At 61.9% G+C, this 18,290-nt stretch carries 18 protein-coding genes; 11 read left to right on the top strand and 7 right to left on the bottom strand.

The window, feature by feature from the left end:
* The 3 genes from folE to A7317_RS24385 are packed head-to-tail and all read right to left on the bottom strand — an operon-like array spanning position 1 to position 1,910.
* Entirely contained in the window at positions 1–561 is a 561-nt protein-coding gene (gene folE, locus A7317_RS24375; RefSeq protein WP_024077360.1) for a GTP cyclohydrolase I FolE, read from the bottom strand.
* A gap of 20 nt (positions 562–581) precedes the next feature.
* Positions 582–1,292, bottom strand: a complete 711-nt coding sequence (gene folM, locus A7317_RS24380) for a dihydromonapterin reductase (RefSeq protein ID WP_069076988.1) — start codon at positions 1,290–1,292, stop codon at positions 582–584.
* 57 nt (positions 1,293–1,349) lie between these two features.
* On the bottom strand, positions 1,350–1,910 hold the full coding sequence (locus A7317_RS24385) for an antibiotic biosynthesis monooxygenase (RefSeq protein WP_024077358.1): 561 nt from the start codon (positions 1,908–1,910) through the stop codon (positions 1,350–1,352).
* 212 nt (positions 1,911–2,122) lie between these two features.
* On the opposite strand from A7317_RS24385, the gene A7317_RS24390 reads away from it, so the two are divergent.
* On the top strand, positions 2,123–3,082 hold the full coding sequence (locus A7317_RS24390; RefSeq protein WP_069076989.1) for a MerR family transcriptional regulator: 960 nt from the start codon (positions 2,123–2,125) through the stop codon (positions 3,080–3,082).
* Between the two features lie 2 nt (positions 3,083–3,084).
* On the opposite strand, the gene A7317_RS24395 is transcribed toward A7317_RS24390, so the two are convergent.
* Both A7317_RS24395 and A7317_RS24400 read right to left on the bottom strand, forming a co-directional pair.
* Positions 3,085–3,690 (bottom strand): hypothetical protein, encoded by a 606-nt coding sequence (locus tag A7317_RS24395; protein ID WP_024077356.1) that lies wholly within the window; start codon positions 3,688–3,690, stop codon positions 3,085–3,087.
* Between the two features lie 60 nt (positions 3,691–3,750).
* Positions 3,751–4,218: a PAS domain-containing protein gene (locus A7317_RS24400; RefSeq protein WP_024077355.1), complete on the bottom strand. Its 468-nt coding sequence runs from the start codon at positions 4,216–4,218 to the stop codon at positions 3,751–3,753.
* A gap of 129 nt (positions 4,219–4,347) precedes the next feature.
* Between A7317_RS24400 and A7317_RS24405 the strand changes: the two genes are divergently transcribed.
* Positions 4,348–4,803, top strand: coding sequence for a flavodoxin (locus A7317_RS24405; protein ID WP_069076990.1), 456 nt, complete (start codon positions 4,348–4,350; stop codon positions 4,801–4,803).
* Here the strand turns inward: A7317_RS24405 and A7317_RS24410 are convergent.
* Positions 4,784–5,680: a LysR family transcriptional regulator gene (locus A7317_RS24410; protein ID WP_024077353.1), complete on the bottom strand. Its 897-nt coding sequence runs from the start codon at positions 5,678–5,680 to the stop codon at positions 4,784–4,786. The two genes, A7317_RS24405 and A7317_RS24410, sit on opposite strands and share 20 nt — an antisense overlap.
* A gap of 99 nt (positions 5,681–5,779) precedes the next feature.
* Here A7317_RS24410 and A7317_RS24415 point away from each other — a divergent pair, with 99 nt between their 5' ends.
* From A7317_RS24415 to A7317_RS24450, 8 genes are all read left to right on the top strand, one after another.
* The gene (locus A7317_RS24415) at positions 5,780–6,166 is read left to right on the top strand and encodes a CidA/LrgA family protein (protein WP_024077352.1); all 387 of its coding nucleotides are present in this window, start codon (positions 5,780–5,782) and stop codon (positions 6,164–6,166) included.
* A complete protein-coding gene (locus tag A7317_RS24420) occupies positions 6,156–6,842 on the top strand; it encodes an LrgB family protein (RefSeq protein WP_024077351.1) in 687 nt (228 codons plus the stop codon). Before A7317_RS24415 ends, A7317_RS24420 begins: the two co-directional genes overlap by 11 nt.
* 150 nt (positions 6,843–6,992) lie before the next feature.
* The gene (locus tag A7317_RS24425) at positions 6,993–7,775 is read left to right on the top strand and encodes a class II aldolase/adducin family protein (RefSeq protein ID WP_024077350.1); all 783 of its coding nucleotides are present in this window, start codon (positions 6,993–6,995) and stop codon (positions 7,773–7,775) included.
* On the top strand, positions 7,775–8,677 hold the full coding sequence (locus tag A7317_RS24430; protein WP_069076991.1) for an alpha/beta fold hydrolase: 903 nt from the start codon (positions 7,775–7,777) through the stop codon (positions 8,675–8,677). The genes A7317_RS24425 and A7317_RS24430 overlap by 1 nt, the downstream gene beginning before the upstream one ends.
* 136 nt (positions 8,678–8,813) lie before the next feature.
* Complete coding sequence (locus A7317_RS24435; RefSeq protein WP_024077348.1) at positions 8,814–9,725, top strand: SDR family oxidoreductase; 912 nt, start codon at positions 8,814–8,816, stop codon at positions 9,723–9,725.
* Positions 9,726–10,244: 519 nt separating this feature from the next.
* Positions 10,245–12,011 (top strand): DUF1302 domain-containing protein, encoded by a 1,767-nt coding sequence (locus A7317_RS24440; protein WP_024077347.1) that lies wholly within the window; start codon positions 10,245–10,247, stop codon positions 12,009–12,011.
* 24 nt (positions 12,012–12,035) lie between these two features.
* Positions 12,036–13,403, top strand: a complete 1,368-nt coding sequence (locus tag A7317_RS24445) for a DUF1329 domain-containing protein (protein ID WP_024077346.1) — start codon at positions 12,036–12,038, stop codon at positions 13,401–13,403.
* Between the two features lie 226 nt (positions 13,404–13,629).
* Complete coding sequence (locus A7317_RS24450) at positions 13,630–16,137, top strand: LuxR C-terminal-related transcriptional regulator (protein WP_069076992.1); 2,508 nt, start codon at positions 13,630–13,632, stop codon at positions 16,135–16,137.
* Here the strand turns inward: A7317_RS24450 and A7317_RS24455 are convergent.
* Positions 16,134–17,009 carry a helix-turn-helix domain-containing protein gene (locus tag A7317_RS24455; RefSeq protein ID WP_024077344.1) on the bottom strand — a complete coding sequence of 292 codons (876 nt, stop codon included), beginning with the start codon at positions 17,007–17,009 and terminating at the stop codon, positions 16,134–16,136. The genes A7317_RS24450 and A7317_RS24455 overlap by 4 nt on opposite strands.
* A gap of 138 nt (positions 17,010–17,147) precedes the next feature.
* Here A7317_RS24455 and A7317_RS24460 point away from each other — a divergent pair, with 138 nt between their 5' ends.
* Positions 17,148–18,050 carry a DMT family transporter gene (locus tag A7317_RS24460; protein WP_069076993.1) on the top strand — a complete coding sequence of 301 codons (903 nt, stop codon included), beginning with the start codon at positions 17,148–17,150 and terminating at the stop codon, positions 18,048–18,050.
* The last annotated feature ends 240 nt before the right edge of the window (positions 18,051–18,290 follow it).

Genomic DNA, 18,290 nt, shown 5'->3' on the forward strand with positions numbered 1-18,290 from the left:
CTACTTGCTCCGTCCAATCAGTTGCAGGAACTCCATGCGCGTGGTGTTCGACTCGCGAAAGGCGCCGAGCATCACCGAGGTGTTCATGGTTGAATTCTGTTTCTCCACGCCGCGCATCATCATGCACATGTGCTTGGCTTCGATCACCACGGCCACGCCGGCGGCCTGGGTCACTTCCTGGATGGCGTCGGCGATCTGCCGCGTGAGGTTTTCCTGGATCTGCAGGCGCCGCGCGAACATGTCGACGATGCGCGCCAGCTTTGACAGGCCCAGCACCTTGCCGGTCGGAATATAGGCCACATGGGCCTTGCCAATGAAGGGCAGCAGGTGGTGCTCGCACAGCGAGTACAACTCGATGTCCTTGAGGATCACCATCTCGTCATTGTCGGAGGCGAACAGCGCGCCGTTGACGATTTCTTCGAGGTTCTGCTCGTAGCCATGACACAGGTACTGCATGGCCTTGGCGGCGCGCTTGGGGGTGTCGAGCAAGCCTTCGCGTTCCGGGTCTTCGCCCAGGCCCTTGAGGATCTCGCGGTAATGGTGGGGCAGGGATAAGGTCATACAACATCCTCACAAACGGCTTACTTGATATGCCGCCCGCCGTTGACGGTCAGGGTGGTACCGGTGACATAGGGGTTGTCCAGCAGGTAACGCACGCTCTGGTAGATCACCTCGGGCCCGGGCTCGATGCCCAGCGCCGACTTGGCGAGGACCTTGGCGCGGTAGGCCGCGTCATCGCCCTCGTTGAACATCACCATCGCCGGGGCGATGCCGTTGACCTTGATCCGCGGCGCAAATTGCGCGGCAAACGAAAGCGTGAGGCTATCGAGCCCGGCCTTGGTGGCGCAGTAGGCGATGTGCTGGCGGCTACCTTTGCGCACGACATCATCGCTGATATGCACGATGTCGGCGGGTGAAGAACGTTGCAGCAAGGGTGAACAATGCAGGTTGATCAGGTACGGCGCAAGCATGTGCACACTGAACATGTCGGTCAAGGCACGGCTTTCGTCGCCAGGGGGTTCTGCAACCCAGGCCGAGGCGTTGTGGATGATGGCCCGCAGGCTATCAGTTTGGCTCTTGAGTTCAGCGATAAAGGCCAGGATGCCGGCCTCGCTGGAGAAATCGGCAAACAGGCCGATCGCACCACGCTCGCGCAGGGCGTGTACACCGGGGCGTTCACTGCGGTAACTGAAAATGACCGGTTGCCCTTCATCCAGCAAGCGCTGGGCGCAATGCAGGCCGACGCGCTGGCCGGCACCGGTGATCAGGATGGGGGCGTTTGGTGCGGTCATGGGAGGCTCGAATCGCTGGCAGGTTGGAACTATACCAGCGACCGGCCGCCCCTGTATTCACGCTGCGGCTTCGGTGGCCTTGCGCGGTGGCGGTGTGGGATGCAACCAGTTCGCCAGCAGGTGTGTCGACAGCGGGATGAACCAGTACACCATCAGCGGCGTAAGGGCCAGGGTGCTGACCAGCACGCGCGGAGCCAGCTCCAGCTCGCTGAGCAGCGGGTTCAGGACGAAATTGAACAGCAGCGACACCGGGAAAAACGCCAGCCAGATCGCTACCGCCTGTTTCCAGCGTGGCGGTCGCGCACCTGCGGCGCCAAACCAACCGTCGATGCCACGCACGCGATGCTCGGACGGGTCGGCAAACAGTTCGCTGCCACGGCCCAACCACGCGCTGCGTGAAGCGGAGAACTCCCAGGCATGCAAGGTGGTTTCATCGGCGAAACGGAAAATGATCTGGAATTCATCGTCATCGGGCGGTGGGGCCAGCACGCCGGAGCCCAGGTAACCGGGGAAATCGGTGGCCAATTGCTCGCCTTCGCGCAGCCAGGCCATCAATTCTTCATAGCGCCCTTTGGCCACGCGGCGCGCAACCATCAGGGTGACGGGTGAGGTAGACATTGTGTATCTCCAATATTCGGGTGTGCGGAACCGGGTAGGTGGCACACAGGCGTAGTCGCGGGGTGTTGCGGCTGCGCAAAAAAACAGGCAAGGATTATTCCCGTTTTACCCAAATACACCAGCGACATTGGTCCGAAAATCGGAGAACTTGAAAAAGACAGGTGTAAAGGCGTTAAATGATCGCCCAGTTAACGTTGGTTTTTTGGTCAAAAATGCCCGTGATTACTGCTCCGCATGATAGTGCTTCGCATCTGGATTCAACGGTTTCCGATAAGCTGTTTCCGATCCGTGAAGTCTCGAGACTGACAGGCATCAATCCGGTCACCTTGCGTGCCTGGGAGCGTCGTTACGGCTTAATCCAGCCCACGCGCACTGAAAGTGGGCATCGCCTCTATTCCAAGGGCGATATAGAGACAGTCCATCGTATTCTCGATTGGATCGAGCGCGGCGTAGCCGTGAGCAAAGTGGGCAAGATTCTCGCTCGCGACGATCAGCAGGCCAAGGCCGTTCGTGCGGAGCGCGATGTCGTCGAAGAGGGCGAATGGCCGCAGTGGCAGGCGCGGCTGGTGCAGGCCATCAGCGACTTTGACGACCGTCAACTGGAACGTTTGTATGGGCAGGTTCTGGCTACCTACCCACTCGACGTGGTGTTCCAGGACATTCTGATGCCTCTGTGGAATGAGCTGTTGCGTCATGAGGGGCGTTTCGGTCAGGCGAGCGAATGGTTGTTCTTCGACAACTTCCTGCGCGTACGTGCCTTGGAGCGCCTGCAATTGGCGTGTGCTTCACCCGTGCCGCGGGTATTGCTGGCGGCCATGGCTGGCGAGTGCCGTAAGTTGGAGTTGCTGGTGGCGGCGCTCTTGATGAGTCGAGATGACCTGGCCGTGAAAGTGCTGGGCATGGGGCAGCCGTTTGACGAGTTGACACTGGTCTGCGAGAAGACTCGCCCACAGGCGCTGATCCTCTTCTCCAATTACTCGCATAACCATGACTTTGCCGGGCGCTTGAACCGCTTGGCGTTGACCCTGGATTGCCCGCTGTTTCTTGCCGGTGCGGCTTCGGATCTTGCCCAGGACAACCTGGCCGGCACGTCCGTTGGCTGTCTTGGCAATGAAGGTCGCCTGATGCGGCGCCGCTTGCAACAGTTTCTCAGCGGCGGGCTGGATACCTGATATCAGGCGTGCATTTGTGGGTGGACCAGGCGGTGCTGGTGCAGGATGAATTGGCGCAGGCGCTCAGTTTCATCCACGTCACCTTGGCTCAGGCGATAGGCAAACAGGCCTCGTGCGGTTTCCCGCTCGAAGGTGCCGCGCAGGGCAATGCGTTCATAGCCCGAGGGGCTGAACCACAGGGAAAAGGTTTTCGGCGGCCTGAGCCGGCCACGAATCTCCACCAACACGCCTTTGAAAGACACCTCATGCACCCAGAGTGCGCTGGGTGTTCCCCTGATGTTTTCCAGTGCTACCGGTGTTTCCAGGGCCAGGCGCCATGGGCGGATCATCGGCCCGTCTTCGAAAATGCTGGGTACGCCCAGGCGCAAATGCACCGCATGAAACTCATCTTCCACCAGGTGCAGGGGAAAGGTGAGTTGCTGGTTATCGAATTGCGCCTGGAGAGTGACGTGGTCGTGAGCGGCCAGTCGCGTGAGCAAGTCGCGAAGCTGCGCACCGCCGTTGACAGTCAGGCTCGACGACGGATCCCGCAGGTTGAGCTGCGGGTTGTGCTGCATGTTCTGGATGAAATCCAGTTCGTCCTGAGTCAGAAGCGTGTCGCGTTGCATCGGTCATGCCCACGGGGGGAAGTATTAAAATGCCATTATCCGCTTTAATGACCGTATTTTCTAAATTTTGTTAGATCCGCTCGTCGCCTTGAGCGCCGCCAGCTCGGCCTTGACGCTGGCCAGTTCGGCTTCCAATTGCGCGACGCGCTGCTGGGCCTTGACCTGGAGGGTCACGTCCTTTTGCACACCGACGAAATACGTCTGCTTGTCGGCCTCGTTGTACACCGTCGACAACGACAGTTCGTTCCAGAAGTGGCTGCCGTCCTTGCGGTAGTTGCGCAGGATTTCGCGGCAGGTACCGCCCTGTTCCAGGGCATCGCGGATGGCTATCAGGGCCGGTTGGTCGCGGTCGCCCGATTGCAGGAAGCGGCAGTCCTGATAGAGGATTTCATCCAGGGTGTAGCCGGTCAGGCGTTCGAATGCCGGGTTGACGTAGATAAGTGGCTTGTCCTTGCCTTCACGCTCCGCGACAACGATGCCGTCGTTGGAAGCGTTGATCACCATTTGCATCAGTCGGGCGTTAATCATTGAGCGGTCCATGGCTTGTGGGTGGAACTGGCAGTTTATGACATGCCTTGAATGTTGCACGGCGTGCGCCGAAAATTTTGCGCCAGCTGCTAATATCCCAGGCTTTCGCTCAACCACAGGATCAGATTGATGAAAGTCGCCATCCTTTCCGGCTCGGTGTACGGCACGGCTGAAGAAGTCGCCCGCCACGCCGCCGGCATCCTCAACGCGGCCGGTTTCGACGCCTGGCACAACCCGCGCGCCACCCTGGCGGACGTGCAGGCATTTGCCCCTGAGGCGTTTCTGGCGGTGACCTCCACCACCGGCATGGGCGAGCTGCCTGACAACCTGCAACCGCTGTACTCGACTATTCGCGACCAGTTGCCCGCTGCCTGGCGTGGCTTACCCGGTGCGGTGATCGGCCTGGGTGACGCCAGCTACGGCGACACCTTCTGTGGTGGCGGCGAGCAAATGCGCGAATTGTTCGCCGAACTGGGCCTGCGTGAGGTGCTGCCGATGTTGCGCCTGGACGCCAGCGAAAGCGTCACCCCCGAAACCGACGCCGAGCCGTGGCTGGCCGAGCTGGTCACTGCACTGCGCGGTTGACCGGGAATTCGCGCAGCAATGCCAGCCAGGCCTGCGCGGCTCTCGAAAGATAGGCGCCCTCGCGCCAGATAAAGGCAATGTCCCAGCGTAGGTAGTCCGGCGCTTTGAGCGTCAGGCGTACCACCCCCGGTCGCACCAGCCCACGGGCGACCACGCTGGGCAACAACACCACTCCTTGGCCAGCGGCGACCAGCGCCGCGAGAAAATCTGCCTGGCCGCTGCGGCCGATTTCCTTCGGGGTAAAACCCAGTTGCCGGCACGCCTGCATCAGTCGGTCGTTGAGCACAAAGCTGCGCTGGTACATCAGGAACGGCGTGTCGGCCAGTTCCTCCAGGCGTACCTGGGCGTTTTCCGCCAGGGGATGATCAATCGGCAGCAACGCGTCCAGCGGTTCATCGCAGAAAGCCTGCCAGGCGAATGCCGGGTCATTGGGCTTCAAGCTACCACCGACTTCCAGTTCACCATTGAGGATCGCCTGCTCGATATTGCGACTGCCGCCCTCCAGCAACTGGATCGTCACGTTCGGATAACGCCGCCGGTACTCGGCAAACAGTCCGGCGAACAGCGTATCGCCGCCCAGCAGCGGCAGGCCCAGGCGCAGTTCGCCACGGGTCAGTTGGTGCATGTCGTCCAGCTCGCTGAGCAGCTCGGTTTGCAGGCGCAGCATCGCTTCGGCACGTTGCAGCACCACCTGGCCGGCGGCGGTCAGGCGGATCTGCGAGCCGATGCGGTCCAGCAGCGGCGTGCCGAGGCTTTGCTCCAATTGCGCGACCTGCTTGCTGACGGCCGACTGGCTGATATGCAGGGTTTTCCCGGCCTGGGTAAAACCACCCCGGTGGATCACTTCGACAAAGCTGCGCAGCTGTTTGAATTCCATGGTTCATGATTCCAGTTTGGAATGGCCGGCAGTCTAACAATTCGCTGTGGGGATGGGGGAAGCTTCTCTAAAATGGAGGCCTGCGAGGATCCAAAGCCCATGAAACGTTTCCGCTTCAAACATTTCAGCCGTTTACTCACCGAACTGGTCGTGCTGCTGGCCATTTACCTGCTGGGCACCCAGTTGGCCGTCTGGCTGGCGTGGCCAGTCCCCGGCGGCGTGGTTGGCCTGGGCCTGTTGCTGGCGACCTTCGCCACGGGCCTGGTCAAGCCGGCAGCCTTGCAATTGGGTGCCGGCGTGTTGATGGCCGAGATGCTGCTGTTCTTTATTCCGGCCTTGATGAGCCTGCTGGACTACGGTGGTCTGCTGCGCAACGAAGGCTGGCGCATCTTGTTGGTCATTGGCCTGAGCACCTTGGCGGTGATGCTGGTCACGGCGTTCACCGTGGAATGGGTGTGCCGTTGGAGGCTGCGCCATGAAGCTTGAACTGATGCCGGTGTTCTGGCTGGCCTTGACCCTGGGCACCTATGTTTTCAGTCGCTGGATTTACCGGCGAACCGGTCGCTACCTGTTGTCGCCGCTGATTCTGGTGCCAGTGCTGCTGCTGGCGGTGGCCGTACCGCTGAAAACCGCCTACGCCGAATACGCGACCGACACCCACTGGCTGATGGCGGTGCTGGGCCCGGTTACCGTGGCGTTCGCCGTGCCGATCTGGCAGCAGCGGCGCTTGCTGGCGCGGCATTGGCCGGCGCTGTTGCTGGGTATGGTCGCGGGCAGCGCGGCGTCGATCGGCACCTCGTTCGGCCTGGCCAAAGCGCTGGCGCTGGACAGCGCCGTGACAATGTCCCTGGTGCCGCGCTCCATCACCACACCGTTTGCCATGCCCGTGTCGTCCGACCTGGGCGGCGTACCGGAACTGACGGCGGTGTTCGTGATGCTCACCGGCGTGTTCGGCGCCATGCTCGGCGGCGTGTTGCTCAAGTGGCTGCCGCTGCGTACACCGCTGGCGCGCGGCGCGTTATTTGGCGTGGGCGCCCATGGTGCGGGCGTCAGCCGGGCCCATGAAGTGGGCGGCGAAGAGGGCTCTGTCGCGGGGCTGGTGATGGTGTTGACAGGGTTGCTCAACCTGTTCGCCGCGCCTTTATTGGCGGCGCTTCTCTGACGCGAATTAAACAAAGGTCAACTATTCTCTGTGCTGACTCGTTCGGTCATCAAGCTGGCTGCCAAGGCAACTACGGCAGCCATGAGGTCTGACTAGACTGGCCCTTCACTCAAGAAAAATAATAAAAAACGTGTCAAGGAGGTCATTGCCGTGAGCCTAGCCCCTGCACCATTGCCACAGAACGTCAAAGACCAGGTCAGTGCCGTCGAATGGCAAACCCGTGTCGACCTGGCCGCCTGCTACCGCCTGGTGGCGATGCATGGTTGGGATGACCTGGTCTTCACCCATATCTCGGCCAAGGTGCCGGGTACCGACGATTTCCTGATCAACCCGTACGGGCTGATGTTCCATGAGATCACTGCTTCGAGCCTGGTCAAGGTCGATCAGGCCGGTAACAAACGGATGGACAGTCCCTACGAGATCAACCCGGCGGGCTACACCATCCACAGCGCGATCCACGAAGTGCGCCATGACGTGGTCTGCGTGCTGCATACCCACACGGCCGCCGGTGTCGCGGTGGCCGCGCAAAAGCAGGGCGTATTGCCAATCAGCCAGCAGTCACTGTTCGTGCTGTCGAGCCTGGCCTATCACGCCTACGAAGGCGTGGCGCTGAACCATGAGGAAAAGGCCCGCTTGCAGGCGGACCTCGGTGAAAACAACTTCCTGATGCTGCACAACCACGGTCTGTTGACGTGTGGCGGCACCATCGCCGATACCTTCCTGATGATGTTCATCTTCCAGCGCGCCTGCGATATCCAGGTGCTGGCGCAAAATGGCGGGGCTGAACTGATTACCATCGCGCCGCAGATCCTTGCCGGTGCCAAGGCAATGGCGGCGGCGGTCACAAAGAGTGCCCAAGGCATGGGAGGCGCGCTGGCCTGGCCGGCGCTGCTGCGCAAACTCGAGCTTCAAGACCCCGGGTATAAAAGTTGATGCCACTCGCCGAGATCCCGCTCAGAGCCTGGCGCAAGCGTGGCCAGGATTTCGTCTTTCGCGGCCGTACACTTCGTTACTGGGTGGCCGGGCAGGGCGAGCCGTTGCTATTGATCCATGGCTTCCCAACCGCCAGTTGGGACTGGCATTACCTGTGGCAGCCCCTGGCCCAGCGTAACCTGGTGATCGCCTGCGACATGCTCGGGTTTGGCGATTCAGCCAAGCCGCTGGACCACACCTATTGCCTGTTGGAACAGGCGGATGTGCAACAGGCGCTGCTCGAGCACCTGGGCGTGCAGCAGCCGGTGCACGTGTTGGCCCATGACTACGGTGACAGCGTCGCCCAGGAGTTGCTGGCGCGGCACTACGAAGGCCGGTTTCAGATGGCCAGTTGTGTGTTTCTCAACGGCGGGTTGTTCCCCGAAACCCATCGCGCGGCGTTGGTACAGAAACTGTTGCTCAGCCCCGTGGGCTGGATGATCGGCCGCGCGTTCGGGCGCAGCGCCTTGTCCGACAGCTTCAACCAGATTTTCGGCCCCGACACCCTCCCCAGCGAAAGCGCCCTCGATGATTTCTGGAGCTTGATCAACTGCAACGACGGCCCGCGCATCCTGCACAAGTTGATCGCCTACATTCCCCAGCGTCGGCGCCTGCGCGAGCGGTGGGTGGAGGCGATGCAGCGCGGCGAGGTGCCGTTGCGCGTGATCGATGGGGAAATCGATCCGATCTCCGGTGCCCACATGGTCGAGCGCTACCAGCAATTGGTGCCCCACGCCGACACGGTATTGTTGGCCAATATCGGCCACTACCCGCAGATCGAGGCGCCGGTACAGGTGCTCAAGCATTATCTGGCCTTTCGCGAGCGGATTGGGCAAGCGGCGCCGCGCAGGGCTTATTCCTGAGAGGCGCTCCTACAGGAAAGCGGGTGATCATCCTGCTGCCTTATCGCGCACCATTCAGCCGTGGCTGTATTTATTGTGACTGCAAGCGCGGTGCCTGACACTCGACCCATTCCCATTGTCCCCATTGGAGTTTGGTATGAGTCAGTCAGTGCAGTTCCAGGATAAGGTCGTGATCGTCACCGGCGCCGGCGGCGGGTTGGGCCGTGCCCATGCACTGCTGTTCGCGCGGCACGGAGCCAGGGTGCTGGTCAACGACCTCGGCGGTTCCACCCAGGGCGAGGGGGCGAACGCATCAGCGGCCGACCGCGTGGTGGCCGAGATTCGCGACGCTGGCGGCATTGCCGAAGCCAACCATGATTCCGTCACCGACGGCGAGAAAATCGTCCAGAACGCCTTGGACGTCTTCGGCCGTGTCGACGTGGTGGTCAATAACGCGGGCATCCTGCGCGACAAAACCTTCCACAAGATGGACGACAGCGACTGGGACCTGGTTTACCGCGTGCATGTCGAAGGCGCCTATAAAGTCACTCGCGCCGCCTGGCCTCATCTGCGTGAGCAAAGCTATGGCCGGGTGATCTTTACGGCGTCCACCTCGGGCATCTACGGCAATTTCGGCCAGTCCAACTACGGCATGGCCAAGCTTGGCCTGTATGGCCTGACCCGTACCCTGGCCCTGGAAGGCCGCAAGAACAACATCCTGGTCAATGCCATTGCGCCCACCGGCGGCACGCGCATGACCGAAGGCTTGATCCCGCCGCAGGTATTCGAGCGCCTCAAGCCGGAACTGGTCAGCCCACTGGTGGTGTACCTGGGCAGCGAGGCATGCCAGGAAACCGCCGGGCTGTTCGAAGTCGGCGGCGGCTGGATCGGCAAGACCCGCTGGGAGCGCAGCCTGGGTGTGGGCTTCGACCCGGAGGCCGGGTTCTCGCCGGACGATGTGGCCGCGCACTGGCAGCAGATCTGTGACTTCGAAGGCGCCGCTCACCCCAAGGACAATATCGAGGCGTTGAAGGAGATGATGGCCAATTTGCAGAAATTCAGCCTTTGATCATTACGTGATCGTTGTTAAATACTACGGGGCGCTGAGGGCGCCCCGTTTTATTGCGGGCATAAAAAAGGCCGCTGCAAAGCAGCGGCCGAAGTAAGACGTTGGATCAAGGAGCGATAAATCAACGTCAGTGAACAGCGGTAACAGATTGAAAACAGGCACCAATCTATCGAAGTCTGGCTTGTCTCCCGGTTGCGGGAGTGGGCTGTTTGCCCTGAAAGCCAGGTAAGAATAGTCGCTTGTAACAAAATGAGTAATCCCGCTTCGTGACAAGGACTGTTACTGAATCAGCAACAGTACCTTCGCGGTGCCCGTCCTGCCGCCAAGCCGCCCATCCATTCCCCTGATAACCCGCCATCCACCCAATCCATGGCCCCGCCCAAACCCCGGCCAGAGCGCCCATTCATCCTTTCGAGCGACAACACGAATACCTCCTTGGTGCGCTTATCGCTCCCGTTGGGCGGCAGTAGGGTGGGGCCTTCTGTCACTCACCGGGGAAGACGCATGACAAAAACAACAATGCGCGCCATCTTCACGCCACAGGCGCTGGCTGCAGCGGTTGCACTGGGCTGCTGCGCCCAGGCACAGGCTGTTTCGTTCAATATTGGCGAGATCGAAGGGCAATTCGATTCCTCACTGTCGGTTGGCGCCAGCTGGGGCATGCGCGATGCCGACAAGAAGCTGGTGGGCGTGGCCAACGGCGGTACCGGCCAGGCGTCGACCGGGGATGACGGACGGTTGAACTTCAAGAAGGGCGAGACCTTCTCGAAAATCTTCAAGGGCATTCATGACCTGGAGCTCAAGTACGGCGACAGCGGTGTGTTCGTGCGCGGCAAGTACTGGTACGACTTCGAGCTGCAGGATGAAGACCGTGAGTTCAAACAGATCAGTAACCACCATCGCGACGAAGGCGCACGTTCTTCCGGCTACGAGCTGCTGGACGCGTTCGTCTATCACAACTATTCCATCGGCGACCTGCCGGGCAACGTGCGCGTGGGCAAGCAGGTGGTCAGCTGGGGTGAGAGCACCTTTATCGGCAACTCCATCAACAGCATCAACCCCATCGACGTCTCGGCCTTCCGCCGCCCCGGTGCGGAGATCAAGGAAGGGCTGATCCCGGTGAACATGCTGTTCGCCTCCCAAAGCCTGACCAACCAATTGACGGTGGAAGGTTTCTACCAGTTGAACTGGGAAAACACCGTGGTGGATAACTGCGGCACCTTCTTTGGCAACGATGTGGTGGCCCACGGCTGCAACAACAACTACACCGTCGGCAGCGCGGCGGCGGCGGGCTTCCAGCCGCTGGCCAATGCGTTCGGGCAAGGCTACCAGGTGACGCAGGAAGGCATCGTGGTGCAACGCGGCAAGGACCGCGATGCCCGGGACAGTGGCCAGTGGGGCGCTGCATTGCGTTGGCTGGGGGACGACACCGAGTACGCGGTGTACTTCATGAACTACCACAGCCGTACGCCGACCGTCGGCACCACCAGTGCAGGGCAGAGCACGCTTACTGCTTTGGGCGGCATGCTGCCTCTGGTGCCGGGCGCGCTGCGTCCTTCGCTGGCTTCAAGCGTGATGCTCGGCCGTGGCCAGTACTACCTCGAATACCCGGAAGACATTCGGCTCTACGGCGCCAGCTTCTCGACCACCTTGCCCACCGGCACCGCCTGGAGTGGTGAGATCAGCTACCGGCCGAATGCACCGGTGCAGTTGAACACCACCGACCTGACCCTGGCCCTGGTCAACCCGGCCGCTCCCGGCACCTCGGTGATCAGTTCCTCGGCGGGTGCAGACAACACCGGTTACCGCCGAAAGCAAGTCACCCAGGCGCAAACCACATTGACGCAGTTCTTCGACCAAGTGATGGGCGCCGATCGCCTGACGCTGGTGGGCGAAGCCGGCGTCACCTACGTGGCGGGCCTGGAAGCCAAGAGCAAGCTGCGTTATGGCCGTGACTCGGTCTACGGCGTCTACGGCTACCAGGGCGATCATGATGGCTTTGTCACCGCGACCTCTTGGGGCTACCGCGCCCGCGCGATCCTTGACTACAGCAACGTGTTCGCCGGGGTCAACCTCAAGCCCAACCTGTCGTGGTCCCACGACGTCAAGGGTTATGGCCCCAACGGCTTGTTCAACGAAGGGGCCAAGGCGGTCAGCATTGGGGTCGATGCCGACTACCGCAACACCTACACCGCCAGCCTGAGCTACACCGACTTTTTCGGTGGCCACTACAACACCCTGACCGACCGCGACTTCCTCGCCCTCAGCGTCGGCGCGAACTTCTGATCACGGTTTGATAAGGACGACTTTATGCGCAAGATGATTCTGCAATGTGGCGTATTGGCCCTCAGTCTGCTGGCCGCCAACGTGATGGCCGCGGTATCGCCCGAGGAAGCCGCCAAGCTCGGCACCACGCTTACCCCCGTCGGCGCGGAAAAAGCCGGTAATGCCGACGGCTCGATCCCGGCCTGGACCGGCGGTATCCCGAAAAACGCCGGTGCCGTGGACAGCAAAGGCTTCCTCGCCGACCCGTTCGCCAACGAAAAACCGCTGTTCGTGATCACCGCCGCGACGGTGGACAAGTACAAGGACAAACTCTCCGATGGCCAGGTGGCGATGTTCAAGCGCTACCCCGAGACTTACAAGATCCCGGTGTACCCCAGCCACCGCACGGTGAACCTGCCGCCGGACATCTACGAGTCGATCAAGCGCAGCGCGCTGAACGTGCATGCGATCAACGACGGCAACGGCCTGGAAAACTTCACCGGTAACCGTTACTACGCCTTCCCGATTCCGAAGAATGGCGTGGAGGTGCTGTGGAACCACATCACCCGTTACCACGGCGGCAACCTGCGACGCATCATCACCCAGGCCACCCCGCAGACCAACGGCAGCTACACGCCAATCCGCTTCGAGGAAGAAGTGGCGGTGCCCCAGGCGATCCCGGATATCGACGCGGCCAAGGCGGCCAACGTACTGAGTTTCTTCAAGCAATCGGTGACGGCGCCGGCGCGGTTGGCGGGCAACGTGCTGCTGGTGCACGAGACCCTCGACCAAGTGAAGGAGCCGCGCCTGGCCTGGATCTACAACGCCGGCCAGCGCCGTGTGCGGCGTGCGCCGCAAGTGTCCTATGACGGTCCGGGCACGGCGTCGGACGGCCTGCGCACCACCGACAACTTCGACATGTTCTCCGGCGCCCCCGACCGCTATGACTGGAAACTGGTGGGCAAGAAAGAGATGTATATCCCCTACAACAGCTACAAGCTCGATTCGCCGACCCTCAAGTACGACGACATCATCAAGGCCGGGCATATCAACCAGGACCTGACCCGCTATGAGCTGCACCGTGTGTGGGAAGTGGTCGGCACCGTCAAGCCGAGCGAGCGGCACATCTATGCCAAGCGCCACATGTACATCGACGAAGACAGCTGGCAGGTGGCGCTGGTGGATCACTACGACGGCCGTGGCCAGTTGTGGCGCGTCGCCGAGGGGCATGCGCAGTTCTACTACGACCATCAGGTGCCGGCGTACACCGTGGAAACCCTGTACGACATCATCGCCGGGCGCTACATCGCCCTGGGCATGAAGAACGAGGAGAAGAGCAGCTTCGTGTTCGGCTTCGCGGCGAAGGCGGCGGATTACACACCGGCGGCCTTGAGGTCTGAAGGCGTGCGCTGATGCCTGTTTGAAATGCAATCCCAATGTGGGAGGGGGCTTGCCCCCGATGGCGGTGTATCAGTCAGCTATCTGTAGCTGACACTCCGCTATCGGGGGCAAACCCCCTCCCACATTGGGTTTTGTGCATGGCTATTAATCAGTGTGCTGAATACTTCTTCAACAACCGCCGCCCACAGGACTAGGGTAGGGATCAAGTTGCATAACAATAAAAACGCAGGATGCAGCAATGACCGCCATGACACGCTGCCTGGACCGTCCTGGATTCATGCCACGGCTGTCCGCCCACCATCTGTTGCGTCCACGCCTGGCCGAGCCGTTGCTGGCGGCGCAGGTTCGGGTCAAGTTGTTGTGTGCGCCGGGTGGCAGTGGCAAGAGCGCGCTGTTCGCCGAGTGCGCGTTGCAGGCGCCGGCGGGGTGCCAGGTTTACTGGATGGCGCTCAATGGTGTCGTGCTCAGCCCCATCGAACTCTGCCAGCGCCTGGCGCAAAACCTTGGCCTGGGGTTTACCGACGAAGCCACGCTACTGCTGGACCTCAGCCGCTGGCAGACGCCCGCGTGGCTGTTCCTGGATGATTTCTGCCGCCTGCCCGCCCCCGAACTGGACGCTTTGCTCGACCGCCTGCTCAGTGCCAGTAGCCCGGCGCTGACCTGGTGGCTGGGCGCGCGGCGGCGTCCGGCGTGCAACTGGCCACGTCTGCTACTCGATGATGAACTGTTGGAATGCAACGGCGCCGAGTTGGGGTTCAACGCCGAGGAGATCCAGCAACTGCTCAGCCAGGCGCCCGGCCAGACGCTCGAGAACGTGCTGCACTTCAGCGCCGGCTGGTGCGCCGGGGTGCGTATCGCGCTGCTGGGCGACGGTCATCCCGACAAGACCTTGCTCGATTACCTGCAACACGAACTGTTCAGCACCTTGCCGGCGGAACTGGCCGAAGCCTGGCGCGTGCTGGCCCATCTGCCGCGCTTCAATGTGAGTTTGTGTGAGCACCTGTTCGGCTTTGGTGATGGCGCGCACTACCTGCGCGAATTGCAGGCCCTCGGCGCGTTTATCCAGCCCTGTGAAGATGCCACCGACTGGCTGCAGGTGTTTGCGCCGCTGGCGCGATTGCTGCGTGATGAGCCCTGGCCGGCCAAGCGCTCCTGGCACCGGCGCGCCTGTCAGTGGTTCAGCGCCCAGAGCGACTGGCAAGCAGCCTTCGAACAGGCGCTGTTGGCCGAAGAGTACGAAGTGGCGGTCAGCCTGTTGCAGCACTTCAGTTTCGAAGACCTGTTCCGCCAACAGAACGCCGTGCTGCTGTTGCGCCTGCATGAGCAGCATGGCGATGAACTGATGCTGTGTTCCGCGCAATTGGTGGGGCTGGTCACGGCGGCGTTGCTGTTTGCCGGGCGTTTCGACCAGGCGGCGTTATGCATCGATCAACTGGCGCGTTTCGCCCCGCAACCCACGGCGGCGGCGCAGCGGCACTTGCTGGCGCGCTGGCAGGCGCAATGGGGTTGGTTGTTGCACCTGGGGGGCGATGCCGAACGCTCCCGCGAGCATTTCCTCGAGGCGCTGCAAGCCTTGCCCGACAGTGCATGGACATCGCGCCTGATGTGCCTGTCGGGGTTGACCCAGCAAGCCTTGCTGCGCGGCGAGCTGGACGTGGCCCAGGCCCTGAATCGCGAAGCGTTGTGCCTGGCCCGCGCCCATGGCTCGTTGTTGCTGGAGGCGCTGTTGGAGCTGGATCACGCCCAGTTGCTGGAACAGCGCGGTGCACCGTACCGGGCGCAGAGCCTGTTGGAGAGCGTGCAGGCAATGTTGCTGCAGCAACACCTCAAGGCTGGGCCGTTGGTGGGGCGCATCGCGTTGCGCCGTGGGCACCTGGCGTTGCGCCAGGGGCAGGACGCGTTGGCGGCCGAGTGCTTCGAGACAGGCTTGACGATGTGCCTGCACAGCCAGGACAAGCGCGTGTTGTACGGCTTCCTCGGCCTGGCGCTGCTGGCGGCCAACCGCGGCGATTACGCCCAGGCCTTTATCCAGCTGCGCGATGCTGAGCGCCTGATGCAACAACGCCAGGTACCGGACACGGTGTATCGCGCGGTGTTGCTATTGGTCAGCGGGCATTTCTGGTTGCAGCAGGGCCGCGCCGAGTTGACGGCGCAAGCGGTGCGCCGTGTGCTGCGCCACTTCCGCGGGCCGAATGCCAAGCAGGCACCGCCGGCCACCCTGGAATTGATCCCGCGCCTGGAATACCTGTTGGTGCTGGCGGAAGTGAAACTGGGCGGTGCCGACCAACCGGTCGCGCGGCTCAATGCATTGCTGGAGACCACCCGACAACGCGGCATGCTGTGCCTGGAAACCGAATTGCAGCTGGTGTTGGGGGAGGTGGCCTGGCAACTCGGTGACGGGGCGTTGGCCCGTCGCTCGTTGCAGGCGGGCCTGGAGCTGGCGGCGCGCTGCCAGGTGCAGCAGGCGATCCGTGAACTGCGTTTGCGTTCGCCCGGCCTGCTCAGTGAACTGGGCCTGGAGCCACAGGCATCTGCGACAAGCGCGACGGACAACCCCCTGAGCCAGCGCGAACTGGAAGTACTGCAACTGATCGCCCTGGGCAATTCCAACCTGGAAATTGCCGATCGGCTGTTTATCTCCCTGCATACCGTCAAGACCCACGCGCGGCGTATCCACAGCAAGCTGGGGGTGGAGCGGCGCACCCAGGCGGTGGCCAAGGCCAAGACGTTGGGCTTGATGGCCTAGGCGCAGAACGCCTGGCGATATTCCCCGGGTGTCGCGCCCAGGGCCTGGCGAAAGCGGTGGGTGAAGTGGCTGGCGCTGGAGAACCCGCACGCCAAGGCAATTTCGCCCAGGGGCAGGCTGGCGCCGCGCAACAGGGTTTGCGCACGGGCCAGGCGGCGTGCCAGCAGGTATTGATGGGGCGGCAAGCCGAAGCTTTGGCGAAACATCCGCGCGAAGTGATATTCCGACAGGGCGCACATCCCGGCCAATTGGCCGAGACTGATCGGGTCTTCCAGGTGGTGCTCGATGTATTCCACCAGGCGTCGGCGCAGGTGGGCCGCCAGGCCGCCCTTCAAGTGCAGCCCATCGCGCACGCCGACCTGGCTGAGCAGGGTGTGGCTGAGCATTTCATGGGCCAGGCTGCTGGTCAGCAGGCGCTCGGCAGGCTCTTGCCAGTTGAGGGCAATCAACTGGTGAAAGCGCCGGGCCTGGCTGGGGTCTTCGAGAAAGGTGCTTTCCCGCAATTGCAATGTGCGCGGTTCGCGGTCAAGCAGGGTGACGCAGCCGAGGGCAAATTGCTCCGGGCTGAAATACACATGGGCCAGGCGAATTTCACCATTGATCACCCAGGCCGACTGGTGCTCAGCCGGCAGGATGCACAACTTGTCCGGCCCACCCTTGGTGCCCGGCTGCTCGCGGCGAAAGGTGCCAGTGCCGCCGCCGATGTAGCAGGACAGTGTGTGATGACTGGGCGCCTGGTAGTCCTGGGCGTCGTGATGGTTGCTCCACAGGGCCGCAGACACGCCGTCACCCAGCTCGGCGCAGGCTTCGAGGCGTGCGTTGGGCGAGCGGTTGAGGGCTTGAAAGACGTGCAGGGATTCCAGTGCTGGCATGGTGTGTACTCTCCGACGCCTTGCATCCTACTCCGCCGGGCTGGCGCTGTGATCACTCGGGCCGACAAAAGCGCAAGATTGTGCAAGTGCCCGTGCGTGGTTGAAGGTGACACTGTGGCTCAACCACCGGAGCCCGCCATGAACCTTTTCCTGTATTTACTCACCGTGCTGATCTGGGGTACCACCTGGATCGCCCTCAAGTGGCAATTGGGCGTTGTCGCGATCCCCGTGTCGATCGTCTATCGCTTCGGCCTGGCGGCGCTGGTGCTGTTTGCCCTGTTGCTGCTCAGCCGTAAGTTGCAGGTGATGAACCGGCGCGGGCACGTGATCTGCCTGGCCCAGGGGCTGTGCCTTTTTTGCGTCAACTTCATGTGTTTCCTGACCGCCAGCCAATGGATCCCCAGCGGGTTGGTGGCGGTGGTGTTTTCCACGGCTACGCTGTGGAACGCCCTGAATGCCCGGGTGTTCTTTGGCCAGCGCGTGGCGCGCAATGTCTTGATGGGCGGTGCCCTTGGCTTGCTGGGGCTGGGCCTGTTGTTCTGGCCGGAACTGGTGGGGCATACCGCCAGCCCACAGACATTGCTTGGCCTGGGCCTGGCACTGCTCGGCACGATGTGTTTCTCGGCCGGCAATATGCTGTCGAGCCTGCAACAGAAGGCCGGGCTCAGGCCGTTGACCACCAATGCCTGGGGCATGTTGTATGGTTCTTTGATGCTGGCGACCTACTGCCTGGTGCGCGGCATTCCGTTCGAAATGGACTGGAGTGCGCGGTATATCGGCGCGTTGTGGTACCTGGTGATCCCAGGGTCGGTGATCGGCTTTACCGCCTATCTCACGTTGGTGGGGCGCATGGGGCCGGAGCGTGCGGCGTATTGCACGGTGTTGTTCCCGGTGGTGGCGCTGAATGTGTCGGCCTTTGCCGAGGGGTATCAGTGGACCTTGCCGGCGTTGGCGGGGTTGGTGCTGGTGATGCTGGGGAATGTGCTGGTGTTCCGTAAGCCCAGGCCTGTGAGCCCTGCCCTCAAGGCGAACGCCGTCTAACAATGTAGGCGGTCCCGCTAACGTGGCGAGCGGGCTTGCCCGAATGCCAGTCAGTTAAGCGTGCGTTGCCTTCTGTAGGAGCGAGCTTGCTCGCGAAAAACGTCAACGATAATGCGTGCTTCCTGAATGAACGCGGCGCCTGTGAGTTCTTCGCGAGCAAGCTCGCTCCTACAAAAAAAGCCTTCACTGACTGGCATTGTGGCAAGCCCGCTCGCCACAGCAGCTTGCTTGCTACACAGT

The organism is Pseudomonas fluorescens (assembly GCF_001708445.1).
Lineage (GTDB): Bacteria > Pseudomonadota > Gammaproteobacteria > Pseudomonadales > Pseudomonadaceae > Aquipseudomonas > Aquipseudomonas gorinensis.